At 43.0% G+C, this 25,646-nt stretch carries 13 protein-coding genes and 1 pseudogene; 8 read left to right on the top strand and 6 right to left on the bottom strand.

Annotation, left to right across the window (positions count from 1 at the left end; all coding sequences use genetic code 11):
- Nucleotides 1-86 precede the first annotated feature (86 nt).
- Nucleotides 87-1,262, top strand: coding sequence for an FKBP-type peptidyl-prolyl cis-trans isomerase (locus NG22_RS10665; protein WP_082305058.1), 1,176 nt, complete (start codon nucleotides 87-89; stop codon nucleotides 1,260-1,262).
- Nucleotides 1,263-1,386: 124 nt separating this feature from the next.
- Nucleotides 1,387-2,487 carry a class I SAM-dependent RNA methyltransferase gene (locus tag NG22_RS10670; protein ID WP_072159061.1) on the top strand — a complete coding sequence of 367 codons (1,101 nt, stop codon included), beginning with the start codon at nucleotides 1,387-1,389 and terminating at the stop codon, nucleotides 2,485-2,487.
- Between the two features lie 99 nt (nucleotides 2,488-2,586).
- On the opposite strand, the gene purU is transcribed toward NG22_RS10670, so the two are convergent.
- On the bottom strand, nucleotides 2,587-3,453 hold the full coding sequence (gene purU / locus NG22_RS10675; RefSeq protein WP_216597617.1) for a formyltetrahydrofolate deformylase: 867 nt from the start codon (nucleotides 3,451-3,453) through the stop codon (nucleotides 2,587-2,589).
- Nucleotides 3,454-4,097: 644 nt separating this feature from the next.
- Entirely contained in the window at nucleotides 4,098-5,318 is a 1,221-nt protein-coding gene (locus NG22_RS10685; RefSeq protein ID WP_053405716.1) for a bifunctional alpha/beta hydrolase/OsmC family protein, read from the bottom strand.
- 302 nt (nucleotides 5,319-5,620) lie between these two features.
- Here NG22_RS10685 and NG22_RS10690 point away from each other — a divergent pair, with 302 nt between their 5' ends.
- The 6 genes from NG22_RS10690 (at nucleotide 5,621) to NG22_RS10715 (ending at nucleotide 17,292) form a co-directional block, all read left to right on the top strand.
- Entirely contained in the window at nucleotides 5,621-7,393 is a 1,773-nt protein-coding gene (locus NG22_RS10690) for a hypothetical protein (protein ID WP_053405717.1), read from the top strand.
- Between the two features lie 71 nt (nucleotides 7,394-7,464).
- Nucleotides 7,465-8,640 (top strand): hypothetical protein, encoded by a 1,176-nt coding sequence (locus tag NG22_RS10695; protein ID WP_053405718.1) that lies wholly within the window; start codon nucleotides 7,465-7,467, stop codon nucleotides 8,638-8,640.
- A complete protein-coding gene (locus tag NG22_RS10700) occupies nucleotides 8,640-11,507 on the top strand; it encodes a carboxypeptidase-like regulatory domain-containing protein (protein WP_053405719.1) in 2,868 nt (955 codons plus the stop codon). The genes NG22_RS10695 and NG22_RS10700 overlap by 1 nt, the downstream gene beginning before the upstream one ends.
- A 521-nt stretch (nucleotides 11,508-12,028) precedes the next feature.
- Complete coding sequence (locus NG22_RS10705) at nucleotides 12,029-13,399, top strand: GAF domain-containing protein (protein WP_053405720.1); 1,371 nt, start codon at nucleotides 12,029-12,031, stop codon at nucleotides 13,397-13,399.
- 114 nt (nucleotides 13,400-13,513) lie between these two features.
- Entirely contained in the window at nucleotides 13,514-14,293 is a 780-nt protein-coding gene (locus NG22_RS17815; protein ID WP_053405721.1) for a helix-turn-helix domain-containing protein, read from the top strand.
- Between the two features lie 929 nt (nucleotides 14,294-15,222).
- The gene (locus NG22_RS10715) at nucleotides 15,223-17,292 is read left to right on the top strand and encodes a T9SS type A sorting domain-containing protein (protein WP_053405722.1); all 2,070 of its coding nucleotides are present in this window, start codon (nucleotides 15,223-15,225) and stop codon (nucleotides 17,290-17,292) included.
- Between the two features lie 112 nt (nucleotides 17,293-17,404).
- Here the strand turns inward: NG22_RS10715 and NG22_RS10720 are convergent, their stop codons facing one another.
- The 4 genes and pseudogenes from NG22_RS10720 to metH form a co-directional block, all read right to left on the bottom strand.
- Nucleotides 17,405-17,875, bottom strand: a complete 471-nt coding sequence (locus NG22_RS10720; RefSeq protein ID WP_157601007.1) for a DUF6756 family protein — start codon at nucleotides 17,873-17,875, stop codon at nucleotides 17,405-17,407.
- A gap of 80 nt (nucleotides 17,876-17,955) precedes the next feature.
- Entirely contained in the window at nucleotides 17,956-20,505 is a 2,550-nt protein-coding gene (locus tag NG22_RS10725) for an AAA family ATPase (protein WP_053405724.1), read from the bottom strand.
- A gap of 321 nt (nucleotides 20,506-20,826) precedes the next feature.
- Nucleotides 20,827-21,453: a tetratricopeptide repeat protein gene (locus NG22_RS10730; RefSeq protein ID WP_053405725.1), complete on the bottom strand. Its 627-nt coding sequence runs from the start codon at nucleotides 21,451-21,453 to the stop codon at nucleotides 20,827-20,829.
- A 163-nt stretch (nucleotides 21,454-21,616) separates the two neighbouring features.
- Nucleotides 21,617-25,400 (bottom strand): annotated as a pseudogene (gene metH, locus NG22_RS10735) (methionine synthase).
- Between the last annotated feature and the right edge of the window lie 246 nt (nucleotides 25,401-25,646).

Consider the following 25,646-nt stretch of genomic DNA (forward strand, 5'->3'; position numbering starts at 1 on the left):
TCAAAGCATAGCGAATGTTTGCAGGGGTAGGCGCAAATCCCTAACTTGCCCTTTATTCTCAAATATTGTAATTCAACGATTAACATATGCGCTTTCTTAAGCAATTCGCATTTCTTTTTGTAATGGCTTCGGGACTGCTATCCTGTTCCGAAAACCCCAGACCTGACGAAACCACGGAGCGTAACCGTGAGCAGGACACCAAAATGGGTCTTTTAATGGAAACCCTGTATGAGGACGATTTCACCCGTTTTGGGGAAGGCTTATATAAACATACCGAAGTGGCCAATGAAAGCGGTGGTACGGTAGCTTCCGGAGAACTGGTGGCGGTCTATTACGAACTATGGACCATAGAAGAAAATGAGGCCGGCCAGTATGAGGAAGGGCACCTGATTGAGAAACTGGTACAAACGGAAGTAGATGGACGAATGAAAAACATCAAAACTTCGGTAGTATTCTCTGAAGGCGAAAGAGAAATTGTGAAAGAAGAGGATGATCCCCTGATCTTTCAGGTGGGCTCCGGAAATACTTTCCCGCTGACCTTTAATTATATCGCAGACAATATGCGCGAAAATGAGGAGGTCAGTTTTTACCTGACCGGGCAATACGGTTATGGCACTTATTCTTACCATAAAATTGGTGTAACAAGATGGCAGCCATTAAAATTAAAAATTCGCGTAGCAGAGCTTTTTGATGAGGAAGGTTTCGAAAAATTTGAGGAAAACCGCATTCTGAGAGAAATTGATCGTGATCGTGCTTATTATGAAGAAAACTTTCTGGAATTCACCGAAGTAAGCATTACTGAAAACGGCACACACGTCTATACTCTGAACCGTGACACCATCAGGAATCAGGAAGATACCATTCAAAGAAAAGCAAAAGTGGATATTGATTATACCGGACGCTTGTTCCGCTTCGATTCACTGGTATTCGATACCTCCATTGAGGATACCGCCCGCACCTGGGATCTGTACTCTGCGGGAAGAACCTATGAGCCTTTCAATTTTGAGGTGGGAGTTGGTTCCGTAATTACGGGTTGGGATGAAGCCATGGTGGAATTATTCAAATATGAATTGGCGGTATTGTATATCCCTTCTACCTCTTCCTATGGGGGAACTGCACAAGGCGGACGACTGGTAATCCCTGAATTCCTTAGAGAGGATTTAGAAAATAATTCAAATATAACGATCGGAAATCTGATCAAACCCTGGGATCCATTAAAGTTCTCTATAGAAGTGGTGGAAGTCGATAATCCGGAGGAATAAATAACAAAACTCAAAGGGTGTTGCTTTCATGAGTAACACCTTTTTTTTGCATAAGGGAAAAGCCCTGATTTTAGTACCATTATAGTATGTCGTCTAAAAAAATTGTCATCATATGTGCCCCCGCATGAGCGAGGTCGTGGCACAGGAAGTAAGAGATTTAAATTTAAAGGTTGATAAAGTCGACCGGTTAAGCGTGGAATTGCAGGGAGACTTCCTGACGGCCATGAAGTTGAATCTGCACTTACGTTGCGCCAATCGCGTCCTTTTGGAAGCGGTAAGCTTTGAGGCCCACACCGCCAACGACCTTTACAAACATGTCCGTAAGTTTGAATGGGAAATGCACATTCCATTGAATGGCTATTTCACCATTGATTCTTTCGTGCACAATGATACCATTCGGGACAACCGCTTTGCGAATCAGAAGATGAAGGATGCCATTGCGGATCGCTTCATGCGCGAATATCAGAAACGCCCGGACTCCGGCCCGAACAGAGATAAAACCTGTTTGTACATGCATTGGGTGGAAAATAAATGTGCCCTTTACTTTGATACCACCGGGGAGACCATCGCCAAGCACGGCTATCGTGTGAATCCATGGAAAGCTCCGATGCTGGAATCTTTAGCAGCAGCAGCCATCAAAAACACCGGCTGGAATGGAGAGAGTCATTTCATTAATCCAATGTGCGGATCGGGAACTTTGGCCATTGAGGCGGCTTTAATCGCGGCCAATATTATCCCTGGAATGTTCCGGGAGAATTATGGTTTCATGCACCTGAGAGCCTTCCGAAAGGAAGATTTTGATCAGCTGATGCAAGAGGCCATTGCAGCGGAGAAAGACGTGCCATCTCATATGCGCATCATTGCCACTGACCATGATGCCCGGGCACTGAGAGCTGCTGAGCAAAATGCGGAAGAGGCCGGAGTAGACCATATGATCGAATTTGTGAAATGCGATTATTCCGAAACGGAGGTACCTTTTGGTCCGGGCATCGTGATCCTGAACCCGGAATATGGAGAACGCCTGGGGGAAGAAGAAGAACTATTACCGGTTTATCAAGGAATAGGCGACTTTTTCAAGCAAGAGTGCGCCGGTAAAAGAGGCTATGTTTTCACCGGTAATATTCCATTGGGAAAACGCGTTGGTCTGAAAGCTTCTCGCAGAATAGAAATGCAGAATGGACGGATTGACTGTCGATTGTTTGAATACAAGATTTACCAATCATAAATTAAAAGGAGCTTCGGCTCCTTTTTTTATTTCCAAAAAAAGCTCCTCCAAATGGAGAAGCTTCAAAACAGTCATAAGTGATATAGTCATGGGACCTCATCAATCAAAGATTACGGTCTTATTCTTAAATACGATCAGTTTATGCATAATGTGCTGACGAATAGCTCTTGACAACACAATTTTCTCCAAATCCTTCCCTTTGCGGATCAGATCTGCCACTTCGTCTTTATGGCTCACCTTGGCCACATCCTGCTCAATGATCGGCCCGGCATCCAAATCCTCGGTTACATAGTGGCTGGTAGCTCCAATAATTTTCACCCCTCTGTCATGTGCTGCATGGTAAGGCTTCGCTCCCACAAAAGCCGGGAGAAAAGAGTGGTGAATGTTGATAATACGATTGGGATACTGCCGGATAAATGCCGGTGGAATAATTTGCATATAGCGCGCCAATACCGCAAAATCGCATTTATATTCTTTCATCAATGCCATTTGCTGCGCCTCCACCTCTTTTTTATTCTCTTTGGTGACTGGCAAATAATGGTAAGGAATATCAAATTGTTTAGCGACACGTTCCAGATTTTCATGATTACTGATAATCATCGGGATCTCCACTTTCCACTCCCCGGATTGCCAACGCGACAAAATATCATAAAGACAATGGGACATTTTCGACACAAACAAAGCCATACGTGGCGCCTTTGAATCAAAATGAAGCTCAAAGGTCATGTCATATCGCTGAGCCACCAGGGTGTCAAAATAATCTTTTAATTTATCCTTAGGCACCAAAAATCCATCGATCTCAAATGAAACACGCATAAAAAAGCGGTCCATTGCCCCATCAACATGCTGATCAAGAGAGATCACATTCCCCTGGTTTTCGTCAATAAAGCGACTGACAGCAGCTACAATCCCTTGCTGATCGGGACAGTGCATTAAAATAATGGCATGTTCTTTCGATGTACTCATAATGATATTATCAAAAAAAATTAGAAACAGGTGTCAAATATACAATCAAAATAGGTTTACGCAACGAAAATAACACTAAAACAACGTATTCATGATAAAAATCATTTCAAAGCAGCGCTAATATAACAACCTTTTCTTCACTCCTATCCAATGCAACAAACCAAATCTGTGAAAACAGCCAGAGAAAATTTACCTCAAAAAAAACCTTCCATGATTAACTGGAAGGCTCTAAACTTACATCAAAGTCCAATAAATTTTAACTATCAATTAAACTATCAAAAAAATTACTACTTAAAATATAGGGAGTTCAAATGGAAACTAACTACCCTAAAAATCATAAAAACACATTACAACAACCTGTTCGATATATTAAATTTCAAACATCAGCCCATTCATTCAAAATAAAGTGAAGGTCATGAGACTTTCCTCATTCACCTTCACCTCAAAACCAAATAATGCTTGTAATCATCGAAAATGAGTGATTAAGATAAAATATCTTTGATCACCTTCTAATTTTCATATCAAAGATATCAATTCATTCCTGTATTTTAAACCTAAACACGCAAGTGAAGTGTTTTTAATAAAATTATAATCAAATACAGAAAAAAAAGAAACCGAAAAGTAAACTCACCAAAAAAATAACTTTACTCTTCCAAAATTGTAGTTTCGATTATCACCTCGGAATGCAATGTGCGGTGCACAGGGCATCGGTTTGCGATTTCCAGTAATCGTTGTTTTTGCTCGGCGGATAATGGCCCTTCAATTCTGATTTTTCGTTGAAACACATCAATTTTATTCGCCGAATCACCCTCCTTCACAGACTCCATATCAGCAAAGTGCTTTTTTTCATGAGACAACTCTACCAGAACCTCTTCCAATGGCCAACCTTTATGGTCGGCATACATTCGGAGCGTCATGGCGGTACAGGCCCCCAGCCCGGCGGTGACCAGCTCATAGGGGCCGGGCCCTAAATTTTGCCCCCCTGCCGATTGCGGTTCATCTGCCAGCAATTGGATATTGCCGGCCTTTATTTCTGTGGTATATTTATCTTGCCCGATACGCACCGCCACCGTAGCCTCGCTTTCCAGTTTTGGCGGAGCCAAAATAAAGCGATTAGACCAAGCTCCGATGACCTCCCCGACATAGCGAGCATCAGCCTCTTCTCCTAACAAATGGTCTGCCCCATCAAGCGAAATAAAGCTTTTAGGATGAAAAGCCGCAGCATACAAAGATTTGGCATTTTCAATCTCTACAATAGCGTCCTGCGGAGAATGCATAAATAAAAAATGTTTTTGGCGCATCTTTTTCAGACATTCTAATAAATTCTGCTGCTCCAAATCTTTCACAAATTGATGCGCCAACTGAAAGGGGCGCCCCCCGATATTGATTTCTGCAGTGCCCTCCTCTTCTAATTTTTTCAAACCATCGTCCCCGATTAATGCCGTAACATGAAAAGGATCTGCAGGGGCACCGATGGTCACCACCCCTTTTAATTCCGGAAGTTGTGCAGCAGCCATAATCACTGCTGCACCACCAAGAGAATGCCCAATCAAAAAGGCCGGTGCCCTGTGAGCTTCCTGCAGGTAGTCATAAGCCGCTAATAAATCTCCTACATTGGATGAAAAATTAGTGGCCGAAAACTCCCCCTCACTTTGGCCCAAACCCGCAAAGTCAAATCGAAATACCGCAATTCCTTTTTGTGTTAAAGCCAAGGCAATGTGCTTAACTGCCATCAGATTTTTACTACAGGTAAAGCAATGGGCAAAAATCGCATAGGCGGAAGGCTGTTGGCCAAGAGGAATATCCAATAAGGCGGAAAGTTGTTGACCCTCCGGATTGGTAAAAGAAATCTTTTCTGTTTTCATAATAGGTTTTGTTCTGGTCTTTGTGGATGCTAACGATATTTCAGCCTCGTCGTTTGACACGAAAAACAAAACCGTTTTGAAGAATAATCGCCCACCAGAAGGTATTTTTTGCCGGAACTTCCAGTTGATTGTATCCTTTTAGTGCTTGGCCAAAGCACTTGAAATGATCGGTTCATCTTCGCCCCAAAAAAGGAAATCCTATCTCTACTACTCCCTTTTTTTGTTATCACCCCAAAAACCGACATTTATCACCCATAAAAACTTATACTTCTTGTAAATTAAAGCCAATCAAAATTTTCAAAATGCGTCCTTCTCTACTTTTTCTTCTATTCACCTTATTTTTTCAATCGGTTTCATTTGCCCAAACCTACCCTATAAGGAATACTTCTTATGAGACCTTCATTTTTAAGCTCCAGCCGGATCAGGCCAGAGATTTTTATCGAGGTAAGAAAATCATCAGTAATCTAGCAGATTACGGGACCCCATATGCCATTATCCCCACTGATTCCCTGGAACATTACCAACCTTTGGAGCCCGGGAATTTTTTAAAAGTAAAAGCGCAAGGAAACCGACAAAGCTTTGAATTACGCTCACAGGCGGATTTTGAGATCTACATTATCGACAACAAAACGGACCTCGTCGTCTCCCTTATTGATGCACAGGGGAAAGTCATCACCAATGGAAAAGTACGGGTGGGTAATAAAAAATTACATTACCAGGCGGACCAGCAGGTTTATGTGGATAAAAAATCCAATAAAAAAGGCTTACTGGAAGTCACTGTAGGGGATCAGGTGCTGTTTTATGATTTAGACCGGGAGAGGAATAATAGCACCCTCAAACGCAATGGCAAAAAGGTGATTTACGGAACACCGGTCAAATACCTTTGGCTGCCTATCCGATATGTAGTGTTCCTGCCCATTGATGGGGTAAAATCAATCGCACACCATTACCCATATGGCACCATTAATTCCACGCACAACTTCTTCAAAAAATCAGCTTACGCCATGGAAAAGCTATTCACAGGAGAATCCGACTATTACCGAAAGGGCAATGGTACCAGCTATGTGCTATTTTCAAAACCCTTGTACAAACCCGCCGACACCCTGCAGTTCAAAGCCTATTTATACGATCATAAGCACAGACGCCTTCAAAGTCCGGTAAAGGTTTACCTGGAAGAATCTGGTTACTATTCCCGCAGGCATACTTCGAAAACCAGAATTCCCCTGGAGGTAAAAAGCTTTGAAGAGGGAGGGATTCTGTCGGGTCAACTTCCGCTATCTGATAGCCTGAATCTAAAACTTGACAAGAGTTACCGGATAACCTTTGAGCATGAAAAGCTCCAATTTAGCTCCGCCAACTTCCGATATGAGGATTATTTACTCAACGAACAACGAATGGAGCTGGAGGGACTGAAGACAGCTTACGCTAAAAATGACTCCATCTCTTTTAAAGTAAAAGGACTGGATCAAAATGACTTACCACTGAAAGGAGCTACCGTTTCCGTCCTTTTTAAATATGTAAATCAGGAAGATTTCTTTGAAGAAATGGTCTTTATTCCGGACACCCTTTTTTATCAAAAAAAACGACTACCGGCCAATGGAAAACTGAATATTAACCTCCCCACTGCTACCTTCCCCAAGGCCAATATGGACGTAAAAGTGCATATTAAATTGCTGACGGCGGACCAAAAAGCCATTAGCCAAAGTGAAAACATTTCATACCACTTCCATAAAAGGGACTTTGAATTTTCGATAGACAACAGTGCACTACAGGTCAAAATAATGGAAGATGGCAAGCCCTTAAAAAATGCGGCTTTCCAACTATGGGGGAAGATCCTTATGGGCATAGAGAGGAAATCGGCAATTTTACCGGACAGGCAGCAATCGAGATTAATCCTCTATACAAAGCCTATGTGGCCGAACATGACAAAATTTCACACCGAAAGTTTCTGGAAATTCATGAAAGTAGGTTCTCAGCTGCTGCGGTCAGGGAAAAAGACAGCATCCATTTCCATTTCAGCAATCCCCGGAATCTCCCCTATCAGTATTACGTCTACTCCCGGAATAAGCAGGTAAAGCTAAAATCTAAAACCCCTACAGACTTAAAAAGTAATAATCGAAAAGACTATTACCTTTCCGTTTCTTATTTGTGGGCAGGAGAGGTTCAGAATAAATTCTACCATATTCCTTTAAAGAAAAACAAGATTAAACTGGAAGTGGAACATCCTGCGATGATATTCCCGGGCCAGGAAGTGGAGATGGAAATTACCGCTTCTAATTGGGAAGGAGCGCCCGTTCCGGACCTGAATCTTACCGCCTTTGGACTGACTTCAAAATTTGATTATCAATTATCCAGTCCACCATTGGCAGCGGAAAAGACCAAAGCCAAAGATCATATCAATAGCTTTAGCGTTAAGCAGGTTCAGGGGAGAAGATCAGGCCCCCTGGAGCTTGAAAGATGGAGTGAAACGGAACAAATGGATTCCATGATGTATTATCGCTTTCATTATCCGGAAGCTGCAGGATTTCACCATGCTTTTGACCTCCCCAATCAACCGACCCAGTTCGCGCCATACATCATGGAGAATGGAGCATCACAGGAGGTACATGTGGTTTATTTGGATCGAATGCCGGTTTATTTTAGCTGGAATACCGTCAACGCGCCCTATTCTTTCAAAGCAACTCCGGGCTACCATCAGCTTAAATTAAGAACAGCCGAATGGCTGATTACCATGGATAGTGTTTACCTGGAAGACGGTAAGAAAACCATCCTTTCGATTGATCCCAATCAATACCACCCGAATGTGAGAAGCTACAAACAAAAAAGAAAGCAATCTCAAGGGGATCTAGACCGGTTAGGTAATACTCAATTTGTTTTTGAAAATCACTGGTCGGGGGAATACGCCTCCCTGCTGAACAGGGGACAGTATTTTCTTTTGAATGATGCCAAAAATCAAAGCTGGCGAAACAATGGTATTCAAATCGCCGGCCCGGTGATGGGCAATGTATATGTGGAACTCCCTGACAGCAACCGCTATAATTTCATACACGAGCCGGGCTTTGTATACGACCTGAAGCCGCCCCTTTTAAAAATGAGGGAAAAGAAGGGCTATGAACCGCCAAAGTATTTACACAAACGGACTTTCGAACCTTCCTGGAATGAGTTAGCCATTACGCAAGCGCTCATTGAGCAGCTAAAAAAGGGCCATACTTTTGATCAGGTCAGTAAGAGCAGCCTGCCGGATCCGCGAAACTTTCATCCCGATAAAAGCTGCAGACTAACCTTTGGTTTTCCCGGGGCACCAAAACACCAAAGCGTCTGATGACCATTTTGAAGATGCAGGAAGACCCTAATTTCATCTTGTCTCTCAGTGGTAATAGCCTACAGGCCAATCGCCTGCCCAAGGGTACTTTTGCCCTCTATATGATTTTTGAAGATGGCCAATACCTGAAAAGTAGGCCTATTGCCCTGAAGCGCAATGGGCAAAATCTCCTGCGATTAAAAGTCGAGGACATAAAACCGGCAGATGAACACAGCGAAGCCATTTACAAAATGCTCATGAACAGCCATGGCAAAAGTATAGAGGAAAAACAGGAAACCATTAAAAAAATCAATACTACTCAATTAGTGGAGGCTCAATTCACCATGGAGGGCGTCACGATCTCCGGAATAGTAACAGACGAAGTGGGAGAACCTATTCCTGGTGCAAATGTAATAATCAAAGGCTCCAACATCGGCACCGTTACCAATTTCAGTGGAGCATATTCCATTACTGTTCCGGCGAAGTATACGGAATTGGAATTCTCCTTCATTGGCTACAAATCCAAAACCCATTCTATATTCTCTATCCCCTCCTCGATAAGGCTAGCCTTGGATGAAAGGAAATTGGAGGAAGTGGTGGTCATTGGATATGGTTCTTCGAAAAAAAGCGTCGTGACCGGTGCCGTTTCGGTGATTGGACCGCAGCTACAAGGAAGAATTGCCGGAGTTCAAGTCAATGGTGCCTCTGGTGCCGACACCATCATTCGCATTAGAGGAGGCTCCTCCTCCGGTAGTAATAGCCCACTTTTTATCATTGACGGAAAAGTATACACCGGAACTGAGCTCCCGATCTCCAGTGATCAGATTGCCTCCCTTACCACTCTGAAAGACCCGGCCTCCACGGCGATTTATGGGAGCCGGGCAGCCCATGGCGTCATCATCATTGAAACCAAAGGAGGGGTAAATGCCATTCCCGGCCTTAAAACCGAAGACCTGGAAAGCCCGGCCCTGCCGACGGCTTTTTCAGATCCGGAAAGTGCCTTGCGTAGCAACTTCAACGATGTGGCCTTTTGGCAACCGGAATTAGTCACGGATCAAAATGGTAAAGCCACTTTCCGCCATACTTTCCCGGATGACCTCACCAAATGGAACATTCACGTCGTTGGGCTGGATGAAAAAATGCGTTCGGGAATGGCTTCTTCCAGCATAAAGTCCTTCAAGCCCTTAATGGGCCAGCTTCAAATACCGGAATTTTTAGTGGCAGAGGATCAGTTGAAAGCCATCGGACAGATTAATAGCCTCAATGGAGATACTTTCCAAATAAAACGTAGCTTCTCCATTAACGGTAAAACGCAATGGGAAAAATCCCAAAAAATGAGGGAGGATTTGATCGACAGTCTGGATATCAGCAGTAAAGCCGACACCCTAAAAATAAAATATTTGGTAGAAAAAGCTGGAGAAGCCTATTTTGATGGAGAGGAAAAGACACTTCGGGTAAAAAAGCTGGGCATGCAGGAAAGCTTTGGCCAATTTGCCTTTTTACAAGCTAACGAAAGTCAAACCTTCCATTTTGATGTTGAAAAAGGACCTGTTCAATATGCTGTATTTGCCAATGAGGCAGATTTACTCATTGATGCCCTGGAAAAGACGATGAGCTATCCCTTCAATTGTAATGAACAGATGGCCACAAAATTGATGGCTGCCCTGACCCTAATGAAGTGGGATAGCCTGCAATATGACTATAAAAAAGAAGTTAAAAATTACCTGCAAAAACTCACCAAAAATCAAAATTCCGACTACGGATGGGGGTGGTGGGGAAAAAGTCCCACCAGCAGCTGGGTGAATGAACATGTAATTGAGGCGCTCAGCATGGCGGAGGAAAATGGCTTCCGGGTAAAATGGACCAAAGAAAAAATGATCGATCAGCAATTGGACCTGGTATTGAGAAGGGCTTATCCAAAACCGGAAAATCTGATGGCGCTACATCGCCTCAAGCCTGACTTAAATCTGGATGCCCCTTTAGCTATTAGCAGTAATCATAAAAGGAAAAATATCTATCAACAACTTAAGCTGATGCAGGTGCAACAAAAGCTTGGCAAGGACGTGAGTTTGGATTCTTTGAAAGCCTACCAAAGCACAACACTTAATGGTGGAATTTACTATACTGATCATAGTTCAAGAGGTTTTTATGCTGGAAATTTAAAATGCAGTTTGCTGGCATTGGAGATTGAAAAAAATCAAGCTCAACCCAATCAGGAATTGATCGAAAAACTCCAACTATTTATTTGGGAAGAAAGCCAGAAAGAAGGCTGGCGCAACACCTATCTGACCATCCAAATGGTTCAGGCATTACTTGACCAAAAGCAAAAAAATACGACGAATGCCGCACTGAGCATCAGTTTGAATGAGGAAGCAAACATCCACAACTTCCCTGCTAGAGGCCAAATAAATAATGCTTCTGAAATAAAAGTGCAGAAGCAGGGCCGATTACCCCTAATGGTGAATTTCCACCAAGACCATTGGAACCCTGCACCAATAGCCAGCACCGGAGCCATTCAGCTTAACAGCCAATTTGACGCCCCCCTGATTGCTGGTCTAAGTACCAAGATGATAGTAACCGTTAGCATGGAAAAAGCCGCCGATTTCATATTATTAACAGTTCCTATCCCGGCGGGCTGCACCTACGAAAACAAAGCACAACCTTTGGGAGAAAGTCATCGGGAATATTATCACGATCAGGTTTTCATCAGTCTCGAACATTTAGAAAAGGGCGAGCATCATTTTGAAATCGACCTGTTACCAAGGTTTGTCGGTACCTATCACTTGCTCCCTGCCAAATTGGAGTTGATGTATCATCCTCAGATTTATGGCAATGATAAAATTAAAAAAGTTAAAATAATAGCAGATCCAAATATCACTACACTATAGATCGGCTGCTCCCTTCTTCTTACTCAAAGAAGGGAGCATATTGAAATTCCCTCTCCCTTTAAGCTAAACAGGTCACAAATCCTCCAATAATGCCAGAGAAAAAAATAAGCATTAAAACAAAATTAACCTTCACCTCAAATCAACACCAGCCTTAAGACACCTCACTACCAGCTATTTAAAAATCTATTAAAGTAAAAAACTACATCCAAACGTGAAAACAAAAAGGAAACTCCATAAATAAAAATCACAAACCCCGCACCCCAAAATACTCTCTAATAAATTATTGCAAAAAACCACCAAACCCCCACACCAATTACAGCCTCATCGCATTACAAACCTTAATAATTTTTTAAACCCAAACTTTTCCATTCAACCTAAAATATCCATTATTCACGCCCCCCATTACCCTCCCGCCCGCCCTTTCCCTTTAATAATTCACCCAATAAAAGATAATTGATCTTTAAATTCCATAAAGAGGCATCCCCTTATTTTCGTAGAAATATCAATCTACACTATAAAAAATGTTCAAATCAATTTTCGAAAACGGCTTGAAAGCATGCCCGGAGCACCTTCAAGACTATATCAAATCGCAAAATATAATAGTAATAATTGGCATCTTTACTTCCATTGGGTTTACTATTTTCAATTATATTGAAATGGGAGATGCCTATTTCCCCACTCTATTTGCCTGCATTTGTTTTTGCTCAGCCTTTGTCCTCACCAAAAACCAACAATACCTTATTTCTCGAATTATTGCCTTTTCGGGCTTATTTATCCCTACTTTCATTCTTGCCATTTATTTCCGAACAGATATGGGGATCAGAAGCTGGATGATGGGGTATATCCTGGCAGCTGCCATTTCAAGTTCCATATATTTTTCATTTAAAGAAAAATCCATCACCGCGACACTTTGGATATTGACCCTAATAGGTCTTTTGGTATCCCCCTATTCAGATGCTTTTGGTATCAAAAAACTAGAACTGGATATACTGAATAACACTTCCTTTATTCAGCTAAATATTGCCACCAGCCTGGGCTTTTTGCTTGTCGCCATTCGACTCTCAGATGGTATGAAAAACAAAACCCATTTAAAAAATCTGGAGCTTTTCGCCTCTATGGAGTCAAAAACGGAGGAGCTTGAAAAACAGCGGCTACATCTGGAGAACCAACAAAAGGAAAATGAACTTTATCGTTTAGAAGAGCAAAAGCGCCAATGGCAAACGGAAGGGATTAATATCTTCTCTTCCCTACTTCGGGAAGGCAATTTAGAAGATATAAAGGACCAGTTCATGAAGCAATTGGTGGATTATCTGGAACTGAACCAGGCCGCCGTTTTTATTGCCCAAACGCAGGGTGATAAAACCATCCTGAATATGGAAGCCTGCTATGCTTATGGACGAAATAAAAACATAACGGCGGTGGTAGCGCCAGGAGAAGGCTTGTTGGGCCAGTGCTTTTTAGAGAAAGACGAAATTTACCTTTTGGAGATTCCCGAAGGTTATACCAAAATTACCTCTGGACTGGGTGAAGCCACACCAAAATGCCTTTGCCTTGCACCATTAAAGGTGGGCGATAAGGTTTTAGGGGTGGTGGAAACAGCCAGCTTCAAAGCACTGGAAGATCATCAAAGAGCATTTTTCCTTAATCTATGTGAGATTTTAGCCAGTGCCATTGAACAGTCAAAATCAACCGCCGAAACCAAAAAGTTATTAGAAGCCTCTCAATTACAGGCTCAGAAGCTTTCCGCCCAGGAAGAGGAAATGAGACAAAACATTGAAGAATTATCCTCCACTCAGGAACAATTTGAACGAGAGCGGAAAATGCTGTTAGAAAAAATTGAGGAGCTGCAAAAGCAAAATAATATGGTGGTCGACCACCACCTAAAAGCATAATCCCTCCGCCGGGCCCTGCTCCTATTCAGAAGGCAGGGCTTTTTATTTCCTTTTTCTTACATCGCCTCTCAGTCCGACCAAAAACAAAGGAACCATCCCTTGCTTATCCTTTCAATGGCACAACTCCGATTCTTTGAAAGACAAACGATCGCCCACTTACTGGAGGCAGGGAAAAGTCCGGCTTATATCGCCAAAGTGATGGGAAGGCATCGTTCCACAATTTGTCGGGAGATCAAACGCAATCAAGTAGGAGAACAATATCAAGCCGAGGAGGCACAAAAAGAAAAGGAGTTCCGCCGTTATCTGGCATTAATACAGCGAAAAGGAAATTTTTTCAACCAGCAAAAGCGAAGTGGTATCCACTTCCGGCCGACCGTAATCCTCCATCCCATACTGCTGTTCCTTAGAAATCTGAAAATTCCGCAACACAACAATTTCAAATCCACAAACCTTAGCTTTTATACCGATACTCGCTTAAGATATCGGCCAGAAAAAGGAAAATTCAGTGGAAAAAATCACCCCTTCTTTTTCGCTAAAAGTCGGAATTATACCGTGCGTAATTTTCATTTTTGCCTTCCCTACTTTGCGCATCAAGTCGGAACGCTATACCGAAAATTTCAATCTTATTGGAGAAGGAATTTTGGGCAAACAACTTCTACATTTAAAAGCCTTAGAAGAAGGCGAAGAAAATATTCGTCATTCCAATTCAATTCCTTCAAAACGATTCCAGCAAGCATGAATTCGCTTGTTGATCAACCCACTTATGCCAACACTTTCCAATCAAACGATATCGCTGACTCTAAAACAGAAAATCCATCAAATTCTTCCAAGTGTCAAGCAGCACAGGGATCTCGATCTCCAAAAACCCGCATCGAAAAGCGTGTGATGGGCTAGAAACTATCATCCCAAAACTTTATGGAATTTTTTAAACCCACTAAAAATGATTGTTGCATTTGGGAGTAGGCTTGGGCAAATACATCGGTTTAATTTTTTTTGAGCTCAGCCCTCCTGATTATTTTCAGCGGTGTCGATTTGCTGAAGGGTTTCACGCTTCGAAGTATGCTAGGATCCCTTCGAAATAGAGGCATATCAAAGTTTCAGGTCGTTACATTCACTGGCAGTTGAGCGGTCTAATGCTTTACCAAATATTAATCTCAAGGAGTTAAATTCATTAAGCGTGGTAATAAGTCATACAAATACATCCGCACGCATCTTCGGATGTTTTATTTCTCTTCCTGCATCCTTAACCATTTTCTCACGGCATTCGGTTTCAACTTCACTAATCGCTGTCATTGCCACTGAACCTTAGTGAATTTATTCGTATTGAAGTTCGATTCAGTGCCCACTCAAGCCAGCGCCCAGTCATAAATTACACCAAACACAAAATATAGTATGCATTTAAACATATTACCAGTATCACAAAATTTATCAATAGAGCAATTTTCTACCTTTCAGAACTCCTATATTTTGAAACGACAAAACGATGGTCGGCACCCGTCCTAAGAGGAAAAATTATAATAAATTTATCCCTTAACGACTCCCAATCAAAAAGACGCGGTTTAACATTTTTATTTATCAGCTATATTACATTATTTCACTGATGAATAATAAGCAAAAATTAACATCACATACTTATTGGTCCAATGACCTGAAAAAAAGGTCAATAGGATAGATTTTATATTTTTTTAACGGACATCTGAATCTAGACTTTCAATTTGAAATAAACTTTGAACGATGCCCCTGTTTAAATTTTTAATATTTCAAAAAGGTGAATCCTCAAAGCGCCTTATGATATTTTAATCACACTCAACCTATTTAATCGAATGAAAAAAATTTTATTCTTGCTTTTATCTTTTGCGGCAGGACATACCTTATGTGCGCAGCGCAGCCTGCCGGATAGGAATGCCCGCATGGCAGAAGCACTGCAACAACAGACGATCTTAAGAAAGGAACAGGCTAAAGCCATGTTCGGTCATGATAGCATTGCGATTCAGCGAGAATTTTGGCGACTGGACAGTCTTTATCAGGAAGAGCTGAGGCATTGGGAGGCCATAAATAATCCATATTTCACTCAGGCCAAAGTAAAATCCAGCATGACGCTGGACAGTACCCTTTCCCGCGTTTTCGATGAGTCCACTAAAGAATGGATAGGCTTCGAACGTAGTTTGTATCGATATAATGATCAGGATTTACTTTCACAACTGGAAACAGACACCTTAATTTCGACAACCGAATCCGAGGCCCGTACCATGACTTCCTTTGAATATGACCAAGAAGGTAGAGTGCTTTCCCGACTTGTTAAAGAATATAATTCGGAAACCGGAATCTTTGACGAGCGGGCAAAAACGGAAGATGAATACCCGAATGAATATACAATTATCAGACGTTATTACACGTCAAATCCGGAAAACAGTCAACTATTTAAAACAGATCAGATTACCATTCGTGAAAAACCGGAGGAGCATTGGCGTTTTTTCGAATCGCTTTTGTTTAATTCCGCGGGAGATACTACAAATGGATTCCGGACAACAAATATTAACTCACCTTTCACTGATTATTCTGACAATTATCAATGGAGTGGTGGACAATGGTCCGCTATGAATAAACATCAAACCGAGTATGATGAAGATCGGAACCGATTAAATTTTACTATTTGGGAAAGTGAGGGCACTCAATTCACCTCCAGCCTACGGAGCAGCTATGAGTATGAGGAGGGGAAAAAGACGGCCTATTATCGCTCTAGCAGGGCACACGACGAGGACACATGGAAGCATAACCATTTCACTAATTATGCCTATAATCAAGGGGACACCTTAATGGTAGAGAATAATTTTGATAAAGAAGGAGAGGCCTGGGTGCAATATGCCAAGTCTTTTCGGATCCCATCAGAAACAGGAATAGATTTTAAACGCTATGACATTCGGAATGGAGAAATGTATTTAGCAGGAGGAACAGAAACCACCCTTGATGAACAGGAGCGACAGACAATTGTAATGAATTTCTACATGCAGGAAGGAGAAAAAGTACCCACTTATCGAAGCATATACCAATACACTGGATCTAGGGAACAGGAAAGCGAGGAAGTCTATCAAGTTTGGCGGGAAGATAGCCAACAATGGTTCAATCTCAGTAAAACCATCCAATCTAATGATGAGCAGGGCAGGAATCTACTTTATGAACGCTACGCTTGGAGCACAGACCTGAGTGATTGGGAAGGAAGTTTTAAGGCGGTGTCTGAATATAATGAAAACGGAAGGCTTGTATTGTATGAGAGTTATTCCTATATAAAAGAAAGCCAATCGTGGTTGTTAGAAGAAATAGCTGTGTGGGAAATCCAACAAGGAATTTACGGTTTCGAGAATTATCAATTTGATTATGATACTCAAAAACTGGTGGGAACTACTAAAAGCCTGACAGAAAGCGATGGAAATAAAGATTCCGGCTTTTTGGAAATGTACCGACATGCCAATTGGGAATGGGATGTAACAAAGGACGATTGGGAGTTGGTGTACGAAGAACGGGGAGAATATTATACAGGAACGCAATCCCTGAAATGGGTGGATTATTATGATCGCCAGTACCCGGAGTGGGCCAGACAATACAGAATAAAGTATTATTACCGTGATTTTGAGGAGGAAAATGATGATTACATATTGGCTACAGATGAGGCATTCGGTTTCCAGCTGATGCCCAATCCAGCCACTGATTATATCCGTATCTCGGGACCTGCTGAGGTTCAGGAATTGAAGATTATGAATGCCGCCGGCCAGCAGGTAAGAACTTACCATGGAGGAGAAAGTCATTATTTCATCGGGGATCTGTCTGCTGGTGTTTACCACATTTTATTGACTTCCGGGAGCAAACAAGCAGTATTCAAGCTTTTAAAACAATAATCCTTACAGGAGTAGCCATCTTGTTGGTGGCTACTCTTGTTTTATGCTTTCCCCACCATATTTCCTGTGCCCCAAGGGTAAAAGCACTACTACTAAGCGCTGGTCATTAATTTCAATCTTCCTCGTGATTTATAATCTTATCGATATTCTTCTCCCTCAATTCATCTCCCAAACCAATTAATCTCCCATGATGATTTTCACAAAGTAGCCAATCCTTATTTTTATTGATCACATAATATTCAAAGCCGAAGCATTCGCCGATAATTTCCCCAATAATGGACGGATTGCAGTCATAAATAGGATAATCCGCTTCCTGGTCATCTTCCACCATTAGCCAAACTTTTTCATTCTGGTCAGGAATAATTTCCTTCAATTTCTCAAATGGTTTTTCATATTTTTGAAAATCAAATGAAGCTTGCTTAAAATCCTCCCACCACCATCGCCGGTCTCCTGACTTAACAAAACTATTAAGGAGCTCATAGTACAATGTGCTACCCATATCAAAACTTAAAAGCGCTATTTGGTCAGCTGAGTACTCTAATGTCTCTATAGCGGTTGAAATTTCCTCTTTTACTACTCCCATTTTTACCTTATTCGTGAAATAAACGCCATTCCACCAACCTGCCAATCACTTAAAAAAAATCTACTACCCTCCCTAGCTCCCTACTCACTCACCTCCATCCTCGCGATCAAAGCCTTCAGACAAGTTTGTCTTTTTCTATTATCCACATTTTTCACGGCGAGTCCCATGGACTTTCTACTCCCCAAAAAGACCGCCAGTTTTTTCGCGCGGGTGAGTCCGGTATAAATCAGATTCCGGTAGAGCATTTTAAAATGCTGAGTGGCTACGGGCAAAATCACGGCATCAAACTCGGAGCCCTGGGACTTATGAATGGTGATGGCATATGCCAAATCCAGTTCCATGATGGCTTCCCGATTATATTCTACTATTCTTCCACCGTAATTGATTTTCATGGTAAAATCCACCGGATTGACGGTTGAAATTTTCCCGATATCCCCATTAAAAACTTCCAGATCATAATTGTTCCGCTTTTGAATCACCCGATCGCCCACCCGGAAAAATCGATCTCCGACCGTGATCTGCGGTTTATTTTCTGCGGCAGGATTGGCGGTTTGTTGGATCAGCATATTCAAATTACGCGTACCCAGAGAGCCTTTGGTCATCGGCGTGAGTACCTGAATCTCCCGGCCTTCTCCCAGCATCTGCGGAAGGGTTTGTGCGTACAAACGCACGACCATGTCCGAAGCTGAAAAACCATAATTCAACGTTGACCAGGGATGTACGCCTTTCAGAATTTTCTGCAATCCATCGGCATAGGAGGGGGAATTCAGCAATTGATAAACATCCACATGCATAAATTGCTGTGGGACATTGAAGGTGTATTTGGATATTCCCTCCCGGCGGATTTGCTCCAGCTCCGTCTCTTCCAGATTTTCCAGATAATAATCTTCTTCTGTTTTATCCACCCGTTGGTAATGCCCATCCGCTTCCTTCACCACGGCCGTCTGCCCGGATTCCAAAACAGACTTCATCGTCTTTTGAATCTTTTTGATGAACTGGGCCTGTGGTTGGGTGGCCTCCTCGGCATCAATGAACAAGCAATCCTCTGACTTCCAATAAGCCTTTTGCTGAATCGGGCTTTTCACCTTGGGAATTTGTCCGGCATTGATCTGGTGGGCATAGGTAATGATTTTAGATTCCTTTCCCTGTCGGAAAATCTGCGTAAGTGCAAATACCGGAATCCGGCCGCTGTCCATCATGTCTTTCAGCACATTTCCGGCCCCTACACTGGGCAACTGATCCGCATCCCCAATGAACAGGACCTGCGCGCCCATCGGAATGGCCTTCAATAAGGAAGCCGTCAGGCTGATATCCAGCATGGAACACTCATCGACGATGATAAAATCTCCCTCCAGCGGATCTTCTTCTCCTTTTTTGAATCCTCCTTGCACCGGATCAAAGACCAGCAATCGGTGAATGGTTTGTGCTTCCCGACCGATCACCTCCGCCATTCGCTGCGATGCGCGGCCGGTAGGTGCCGCCAAAAGCACTTTTCGCCCCATAGCCACGGCCAATTGTACGATGGCTTTGGTAGTCGTGGTTTTCCCACAACCCGGGCCTCCGGTCAATACACTCACCGACTGTCCTACTACGCCGGCAACGGAGTCAGTTTGCTCATCGCTCAATGGAAAAGGTTGTTTTTCATTGAACCTGTTCAACCAATTTTTCACCCGCTTTTGGTCCACCTTTATTTTGGTTTTGGTCAGACGCTCCAGCTCATTGACGACCGTCAGCTCATCGTAATATAAAGTCTTGGAATAATAAGCGATAACTTCTTCCCCCTCTTTGATAAGCCTGCGCGTGCGGAGCTCATTCTCCTGCTCCATGCTAAGCAAATTCTGCTGGATCAATTCCTCAGCGCCTTGCAACTTCAAAAGCGCTATACACTGCTCCAAAATTTGCCCCAGCAACAGATAACAATGTCCTTCCTCTCTACTGGCGGCCAACACATGTTTAATAGCAGCAGAAACCCGCTCGGGACTGTCTTCCGCAAAGCCCATACTCAGGGCGATTTTATCGGCAGAGAAAAACCCTATGCCATAAATATCGCGGGAAAGTCGGTAGGGGTTCGCCGAAACAATCTCAATGGCCTCGTGCTCATATTGCTTAAAAATCTTAACCGCATACAAAGTACTGATCCCATATTCCTGCAGGAACATCATCACATTCCGGATGGAACGGTGCTCCAGCCATGACTTACGAATCGTTTCCAATTTGTTTGAGGCGATACCCGGAACCTCCTGAAGCCGATCCATCTCCTCCTCAAAAATATCTAAGGTTTTCTCCCCAAAATGCTTCACAATCCGCTTGGCCGTTACTGGCCCTACGCCATAGATCAGGCCGGAACCCAAATACTTTTCTAAAGCAGAGGCAGAAGCAGGCTTCAGTTCCAGCATCTTCTCCGCCTTGAACTGCTGCCCGTATTTTGGATGCTCTGTATAAGTCCCTTCAAATAAAAAAGTCCCGCCGGCAAAAACCTTTCCCTGATGCACCGTGACCGTTAGTTGCTCATTTTTCCTATCCACGGGAATCACCCGAAGTACACTATATCCACTTTCCTCACTATGGAAAGTCACTCTTTCAACAGTTCCTTTTAGTTCTTCTTTGATGATGCCCGTTGGTGAATTCATGCCTTTGCTTTGGATTATCCCCTAAGTTAATAAGCTTTTCGGATTTCGCCTAAAATCAAAAATTCCCCAAATCTTTCAAAATTCGAAAACCTGATATCTCAACAGCAGTTTAAACCAATAACAGTCTAATACTTACTCCATGAATAAAAATTACAGTCGTCAGGATATCAAAAAAATGACCATCATCGCCATTCTAATTTTTGAAATAATTCTCATCGTGTGGTAAATGCACCCATTTGGGAAATCGTCCTTCAACATTGCCCCAATAAAAAAGGTGAACCTTTTCTGATTCACCTTTTTCAATATGTTTTTGCTGCTTGGTTAATTACAACGCTGATTACACTTTTCTTTAATCACCTCATAAGCCTTTACATCTCCTAGCTCTCCTGCCTTACTCAAGTCCAAACAACCGGATTCTGTTAGTCCTGCTTCAATTCTCAAAATCCCTCTCAAATAATATGCATCCAAATTCTTATCATTGATCTCGATGATTTTTGAGCAATCATTGATCGCATCTTCATAGGCATCCAACTGCAATTTAGCCTGACCACGGTGGTACAGGGCTTTTTCATGCGCCTGATCTACCTGCAAGGCAGAGGTATAATCATCAATTGCCCCATAGTAGTCCTGTAACATGAATTTCACCTTACCACGCTCAAAGTAAGCATCGGCAAACTTTGAATTCAGGTTCAAGGCTTCGTTAAAATCTTTCATGGCGCCATGGCGATCCTCAAAATGGGCTTTGATTCTCCCTCTCATATAATAAGCCTGATCTGCTTTTTCGTCTAATTCAATGGCTTTATTGAACTTAAACAGCGCTTCCACAAAATCCTTCATTTGGAAGTGATTGATGCCTTCTTCAATCAAACTGGAAGCCGTATTATCAATAGTGGCATGGCTGTGAAAACCGACCACTAAGAACATTAAAAGAAATGTTAGTCTTTTCATTAATTTAAATATAGGTTAATGCTGATTAATCAACTTTTAGAACTAAAAGTAATGATAATTCAAAAAATGTTGTGATCCAAACGAGATAAATTGTGAGGGATCTGTTCATGATCGCATAAAAAAAAGTGATGAAAGCAGCACCCTCATCACTTTATCGTTTCTTCTATTCCGGATCATATGCCAATACCGGCATCAACCATTTCTCTATTTCCTCTACGCTCATGTCCTTTCGCTGGGCGTAATCCTCCACCTGGTCTTTCCCTATTTTCCCAAGGGCAAAATATTTGGCTTCCGGATTTGCGAAATACCATCCACTTACCGAAGCGGCCGGGAACATGGCATAACTCTCAGTCAGGCTTATTCCGGTGTTTTTTTCTACCTCAAGTAAATCAAACAGTTTGCGCTTTTCCAGATGATCCGGGCAGGCCGGGTAGCCTGGTGCCGGACGAATGCCCTGATACTGCTCCTTAATTAATAAAGCATTATCCAGATGTTCTTCCGGCTGATAGCCCCAGAACTCTTTCCGGACACGCTCATGCATGCGTTCTGCCAGCGCTTCCGCCAGGCGGTCTGCCAGGGCCTTCACCATAATGGCAGAGTAATCATCCAGAGATGCCTCAAATTCTTTGGCCAATTCATCCGCCCCCCAGCCAGTGGTCACCGCAAATCCGCCCATATAATCCTCCTGCTTACTTTCCTTAGAAGCCACAAAATCAGCAAGACAGAAATTCGGTAATCCCGGCGCTTTTTTATTCTGCTGACGCAGGAAATTCAGGGTAGCCAGCTGTTCGGTGCGCTCCGTATTCGCATAAATTTCGACATCATCTCCCACCGCATTCGCAGGGAAGAAGCCGATCACCGCCTTAGCCTGCAATAATTTTTCAGAAATAATCCGATCCAACAAAGCATTCGCCTCTTCAAACAGCTTGCTTGCGGCTTCTCCAACAAGGCGATCCTCCAGAATGGCCGGATATTTCCCATGTAAATCCCAGGACTGGAAGAATGGCGTCCAGTCGATATACTCTTTTAGCTCTGCCAGGTCATAATCTTCAAACACCTTGATGCCTTCCACTTTCGGAGCAGGCAGATTGGATTGTGACCAGTCAATTTTTGTTGGATTATTTCGGGCATCCTGCAGGCTCAAATAATTCTTTCGCTTCTGTCGCTTGGCATGATCATCCCGTAAGCCTACATATTGCTCTTTATAATCGAGCGTGACCTTACGGGCAATATCGTTGTCCTCTGAGGTGAGGCGAGAAGCAATCGGAACGGATTTGGAGGCATCCAATACATGAATCACCCCACCGGAATAATTCGGATCAATTTTTACAGCCGTATGAATACGGGATGTGGTCGCTCCGCCAATCATCAGTGGAATGTTCATGCCGCGCTTCTCCATTTCTTTCGCCACATACACCATCTCATCCAGTGAAGGCGTAATCAAACCGGAAAGCCCGATCACATCCACCTGCTCTTTCTCAGCCGTATCCAAAATGGTTTCCATGGGCACCATCACACCAAGGTCGATGATCTCAAAATTGTTACAGGCCAATACCACGGAAACGATATTTTTCCCGATATCATGCACATCACCTTTCACCGTTGCCAGCAAAATTTTCCCGGCAGATCCATGTCCGGCCATTTCCGGATTCTTTCGCTTCTCTTCCTCAATAAATGGAATCAGGTGCGCAACGGCCTGCTTCATTACCCTTGCCGATTTCACCACCTGCGGCAGGAACATTTTTCCGGCTCCAAATAGCTCTCCGACAGTATTCATACCGTCCATTAATGGGCCCTCAATGACCTCAATCGGACGGCTATATTGTTGACGTGCTTCTTCCGTATCGGCTACCACAAATTCGGTAATCCCTTTCACCAAAGCATGCGCCAGGCGTTCTTTGACAGTGCCCTTTCTCCAGGCATCGTCCTTTTTCTTTTCTTTTTTATTTCCTTTTACCGTTTCGGCAAAATCCAACAACCTTTCGGTAGCATCCTCCCTGCGATCTAACAATACATCTTCCACATGCTCCAATAGCTCTTTGGGAATATCATCATAAACCTCGAGCATGGATGGATTCACAATCCCCATATCCATTCCTTCCCTGATGGCATGATATAGGAAAGCCGAGTGCATCGCCTCCCGAACCGTATTATTTCCCCGGAATGAGAAGGACACATTGGATACCCCGCCACTCACATGGGCACCCGGTAGATTTTCTCTCACCCAACGGGTGGCTTTGAAAAAGTCCACCGCATTCAAACGATGCTCGTCCATACCCGTTGCCACCGGAAAAATGTTCAAATCGAAAATGATATCCTGCGGAGGGAAGTTGACATCAGGGGCAGTCATGACCTCATAAGAACGCTTCACAATTTCCAGACGGCGCTCATAAGTGTCTGCTTGTCCGTCTTCATCAAAAGCCATCACAATCACCGCCGCACCGTAGCGCTTAATCTTTTTGGCCTGTGCTTTAAATTCTTCTTCTCCACCTTTGAGAGAAATGGAGTTCACCACACTTTTTCCCTGCGCACATTTCAGTCCTGCTTCAATGATTTCCCATTTGGAGGAATCAATCATGATCGGCACACGGGCAATTTCCGGTTCGGAAGCGATCAGGTTCATGAATTTCACCATGGCTTCCTTTCCGTCCAGCATGGCATCATCCATATTAATATCGATGATTTGCGCTCCGCCATTTACCTGTTCCAGGGCAATATCCAAAGCTTCATTGTACTGCTCTTCCTTGATCAGACGCAGGAATTTGCGGCTACCGGCTACATTAGTACGCTCTCCTACATTCACAAAATTCAGCTGCTCAGACACCTCCAAAGGCTCCAAACCACTCAGCTTTAAATTTGGAATATGGGTCCATTTATTTTTATAAACTCCTGCATAATCGGGATGTATACTCATTTTCTTTTTGCTTTCCTGTGGTTTAAATTGCTACCGAGTCCAAATTCCTTGGAGAATATTTTGATGCCGCCTCCGCGATTGCCTTAATATGATCCGGCGTGGTGCCGCAACATCCTCCCACAATATTGAGATAAGATTCCCGGAAGAAATCCTGAATCAAATCGGCCATCATCTCCGGAGACTGATCATACTGCCCGAACTCATTCGGCAATCCGGCATTCGGGTGAGCGCTCACATTAAAAGGAGATTTTTTGGACATGATATCCAGATAGGGCTTCATGTCTTTTGCTCCCAAGGCACAATTCAAACCAACCGACAGTAAAGGTATATGGCTAATGGAAATTAAAAAGGCCTCCGTGGTCTGCCCGCTAAGCGTTCTGCCGGAAGCATCGGTAATCGTTCCGGACACCATCACTGGCAGTTCCACCCCTTTTTCATCATAGGCTTCCTGTATGGCAAATAAGGCGGCCTTGGCATTCAGGGTATCAAAAACCGTTTCCACCAACATAATATCAGCTCCTCCTTCAATTAAAGCGATGGTCTGTGCTTTATAGGCTTGCACCAATTGATCATAAGTAATGGCGCGATAGCCCGGATCATTCACATCCGGAGACATGCTGGCCGTACGGTTGGTCGGGCCGATTGAACCGGCCACAAAACGAGGTTTATCCGGATTTTCCGCGGTAAATTCTGCACAGGCTTCTTTGGCCAGGCGGGCCGATTCAAAATTGATATCGTAAACAGCGTCCTCCATCTGATAATCCGCCTGGGCAATCCAGGTTCCGGAGAAGGTGTTGGTTTCCACGATATCGGCCCCTGCGGCCAGATACTCCCGATGGATATCCTTAATAATATCCGGGCGGGTAATGGACAACAGATCATTATTTCCTTTTAAAGGTAATGGATGATCCTTAAATCTCTCTCCTCGGAAATCTTCCTCTTCCAAAGTATGACGTTGAATCATCGTTCCCATTGCACCGTCCAAAATCAAAATACGGTCTTTTAACAGGTCTTTGATGGATTGCTTACTCATTATCTTTATTTAATTTTCATAGCCGGCCTAGGAAAAATATGGCCTGGACAATTTTTCCGAACAAATAAAACCATTGATGAGGGGAAATGATAATTTTCAAAGCTCAAAATGAAAGAAATAACATTTTTCTACTCAATCGCCCTAATAAAAGTTCAAAAGTGCAACAAGACCAAAATAATCTTTGGGAAAATCAGCCCTCTTTAAACTAGAATAATACCTGCTAAAATCCCTCTTTATCGACAAGGC

It is taken from the genome of Persicobacter sp. CCB-QB2 (assembly GCF_001274635.1).
GTDB classification, from domain to species: Bacteria; Bacteroidota; Bacteroidia; order Cytophagales; family Cyclobacteriaceae; genus Persicobacter; species Persicobacter diffluens.

Coding starts and splice junctions, on each gene's coding strand:
- NG22_RS10665 (WP_082305058.1), top strand. CDS start 87: ATGCGCTTTCTTAAGCAATTCGCATTTCTTTTTGTAATGGCTTCGGGA.
- NG22_RS10670 (WP_072159061.1), top strand. CDS start 1,387: ATGAGCGAGGTCGTGGCACAGGAAGTAAGAGATTTAAATTTAAAGGTT.
- purU (WP_216597617.1), bottom strand. CDS start 3,453: ATGAGTACATCGAAAGAACATGCCATTATTTTAATGCACTGTCCCGAT.
- NG22_RS10685 (WP_053405716.1), bottom strand. CDS start 5,318: ATGAAAACAGAAAAGATTTCTTTTACCAATCCGGAGGGTCAACAACTT.
- NG22_RS10690 (WP_053405717.1), top strand. CDS start 5,621: ATGCGTCCTTCTCTACTTTTTCTTCTATTCACCTTATTTTTTCAATCG.
- NG22_RS10700 (WP_053405719.1), top strand. CDS start 8,640: ATGACCATTTTGAAGATGCAGGAAGACCCTAATTTCATCTTGTCTCTC.
- NG22_RS10705 (WP_053405720.1), top strand. CDS start 12,029: ATGTTCAAATCAATTTTCGAAAACGGCTTGAAAGCATGCCCGGAGCAC.
- NG22_RS17815 (WP_053405721.1), top strand. CDS start 13,514: ATGGCACAACTCCGATTCTTTGAAAGACAAACGATCGCCCACTTACTG.
- NG22_RS10715 (WP_053405722.1), top strand. CDS start 15,223: ATGAAAAAAATTTTATTCTTGCTTTTATCTTTTGCGGCAGGACATACC.
- NG22_RS10720 (WP_157601007.1), bottom strand. CDS start 17,875: ATGGGAGTAGTAAAAGAGGAAATTTCAACCGCTATAGAGACATTAGAG.
- NG22_RS10725 (WP_053405724.1), bottom strand. CDS start 20,505: ATGAATTCACCAACGGGCATCATCAAAGAAGAACTAAAAGGAACTGTT.
- NG22_RS10730 (WP_053405725.1), bottom strand. CDS start 21,453: ATGAAAAGACTAACATTTCTTTTAATGTTCTTAGTGGTCGGTTTTCAC.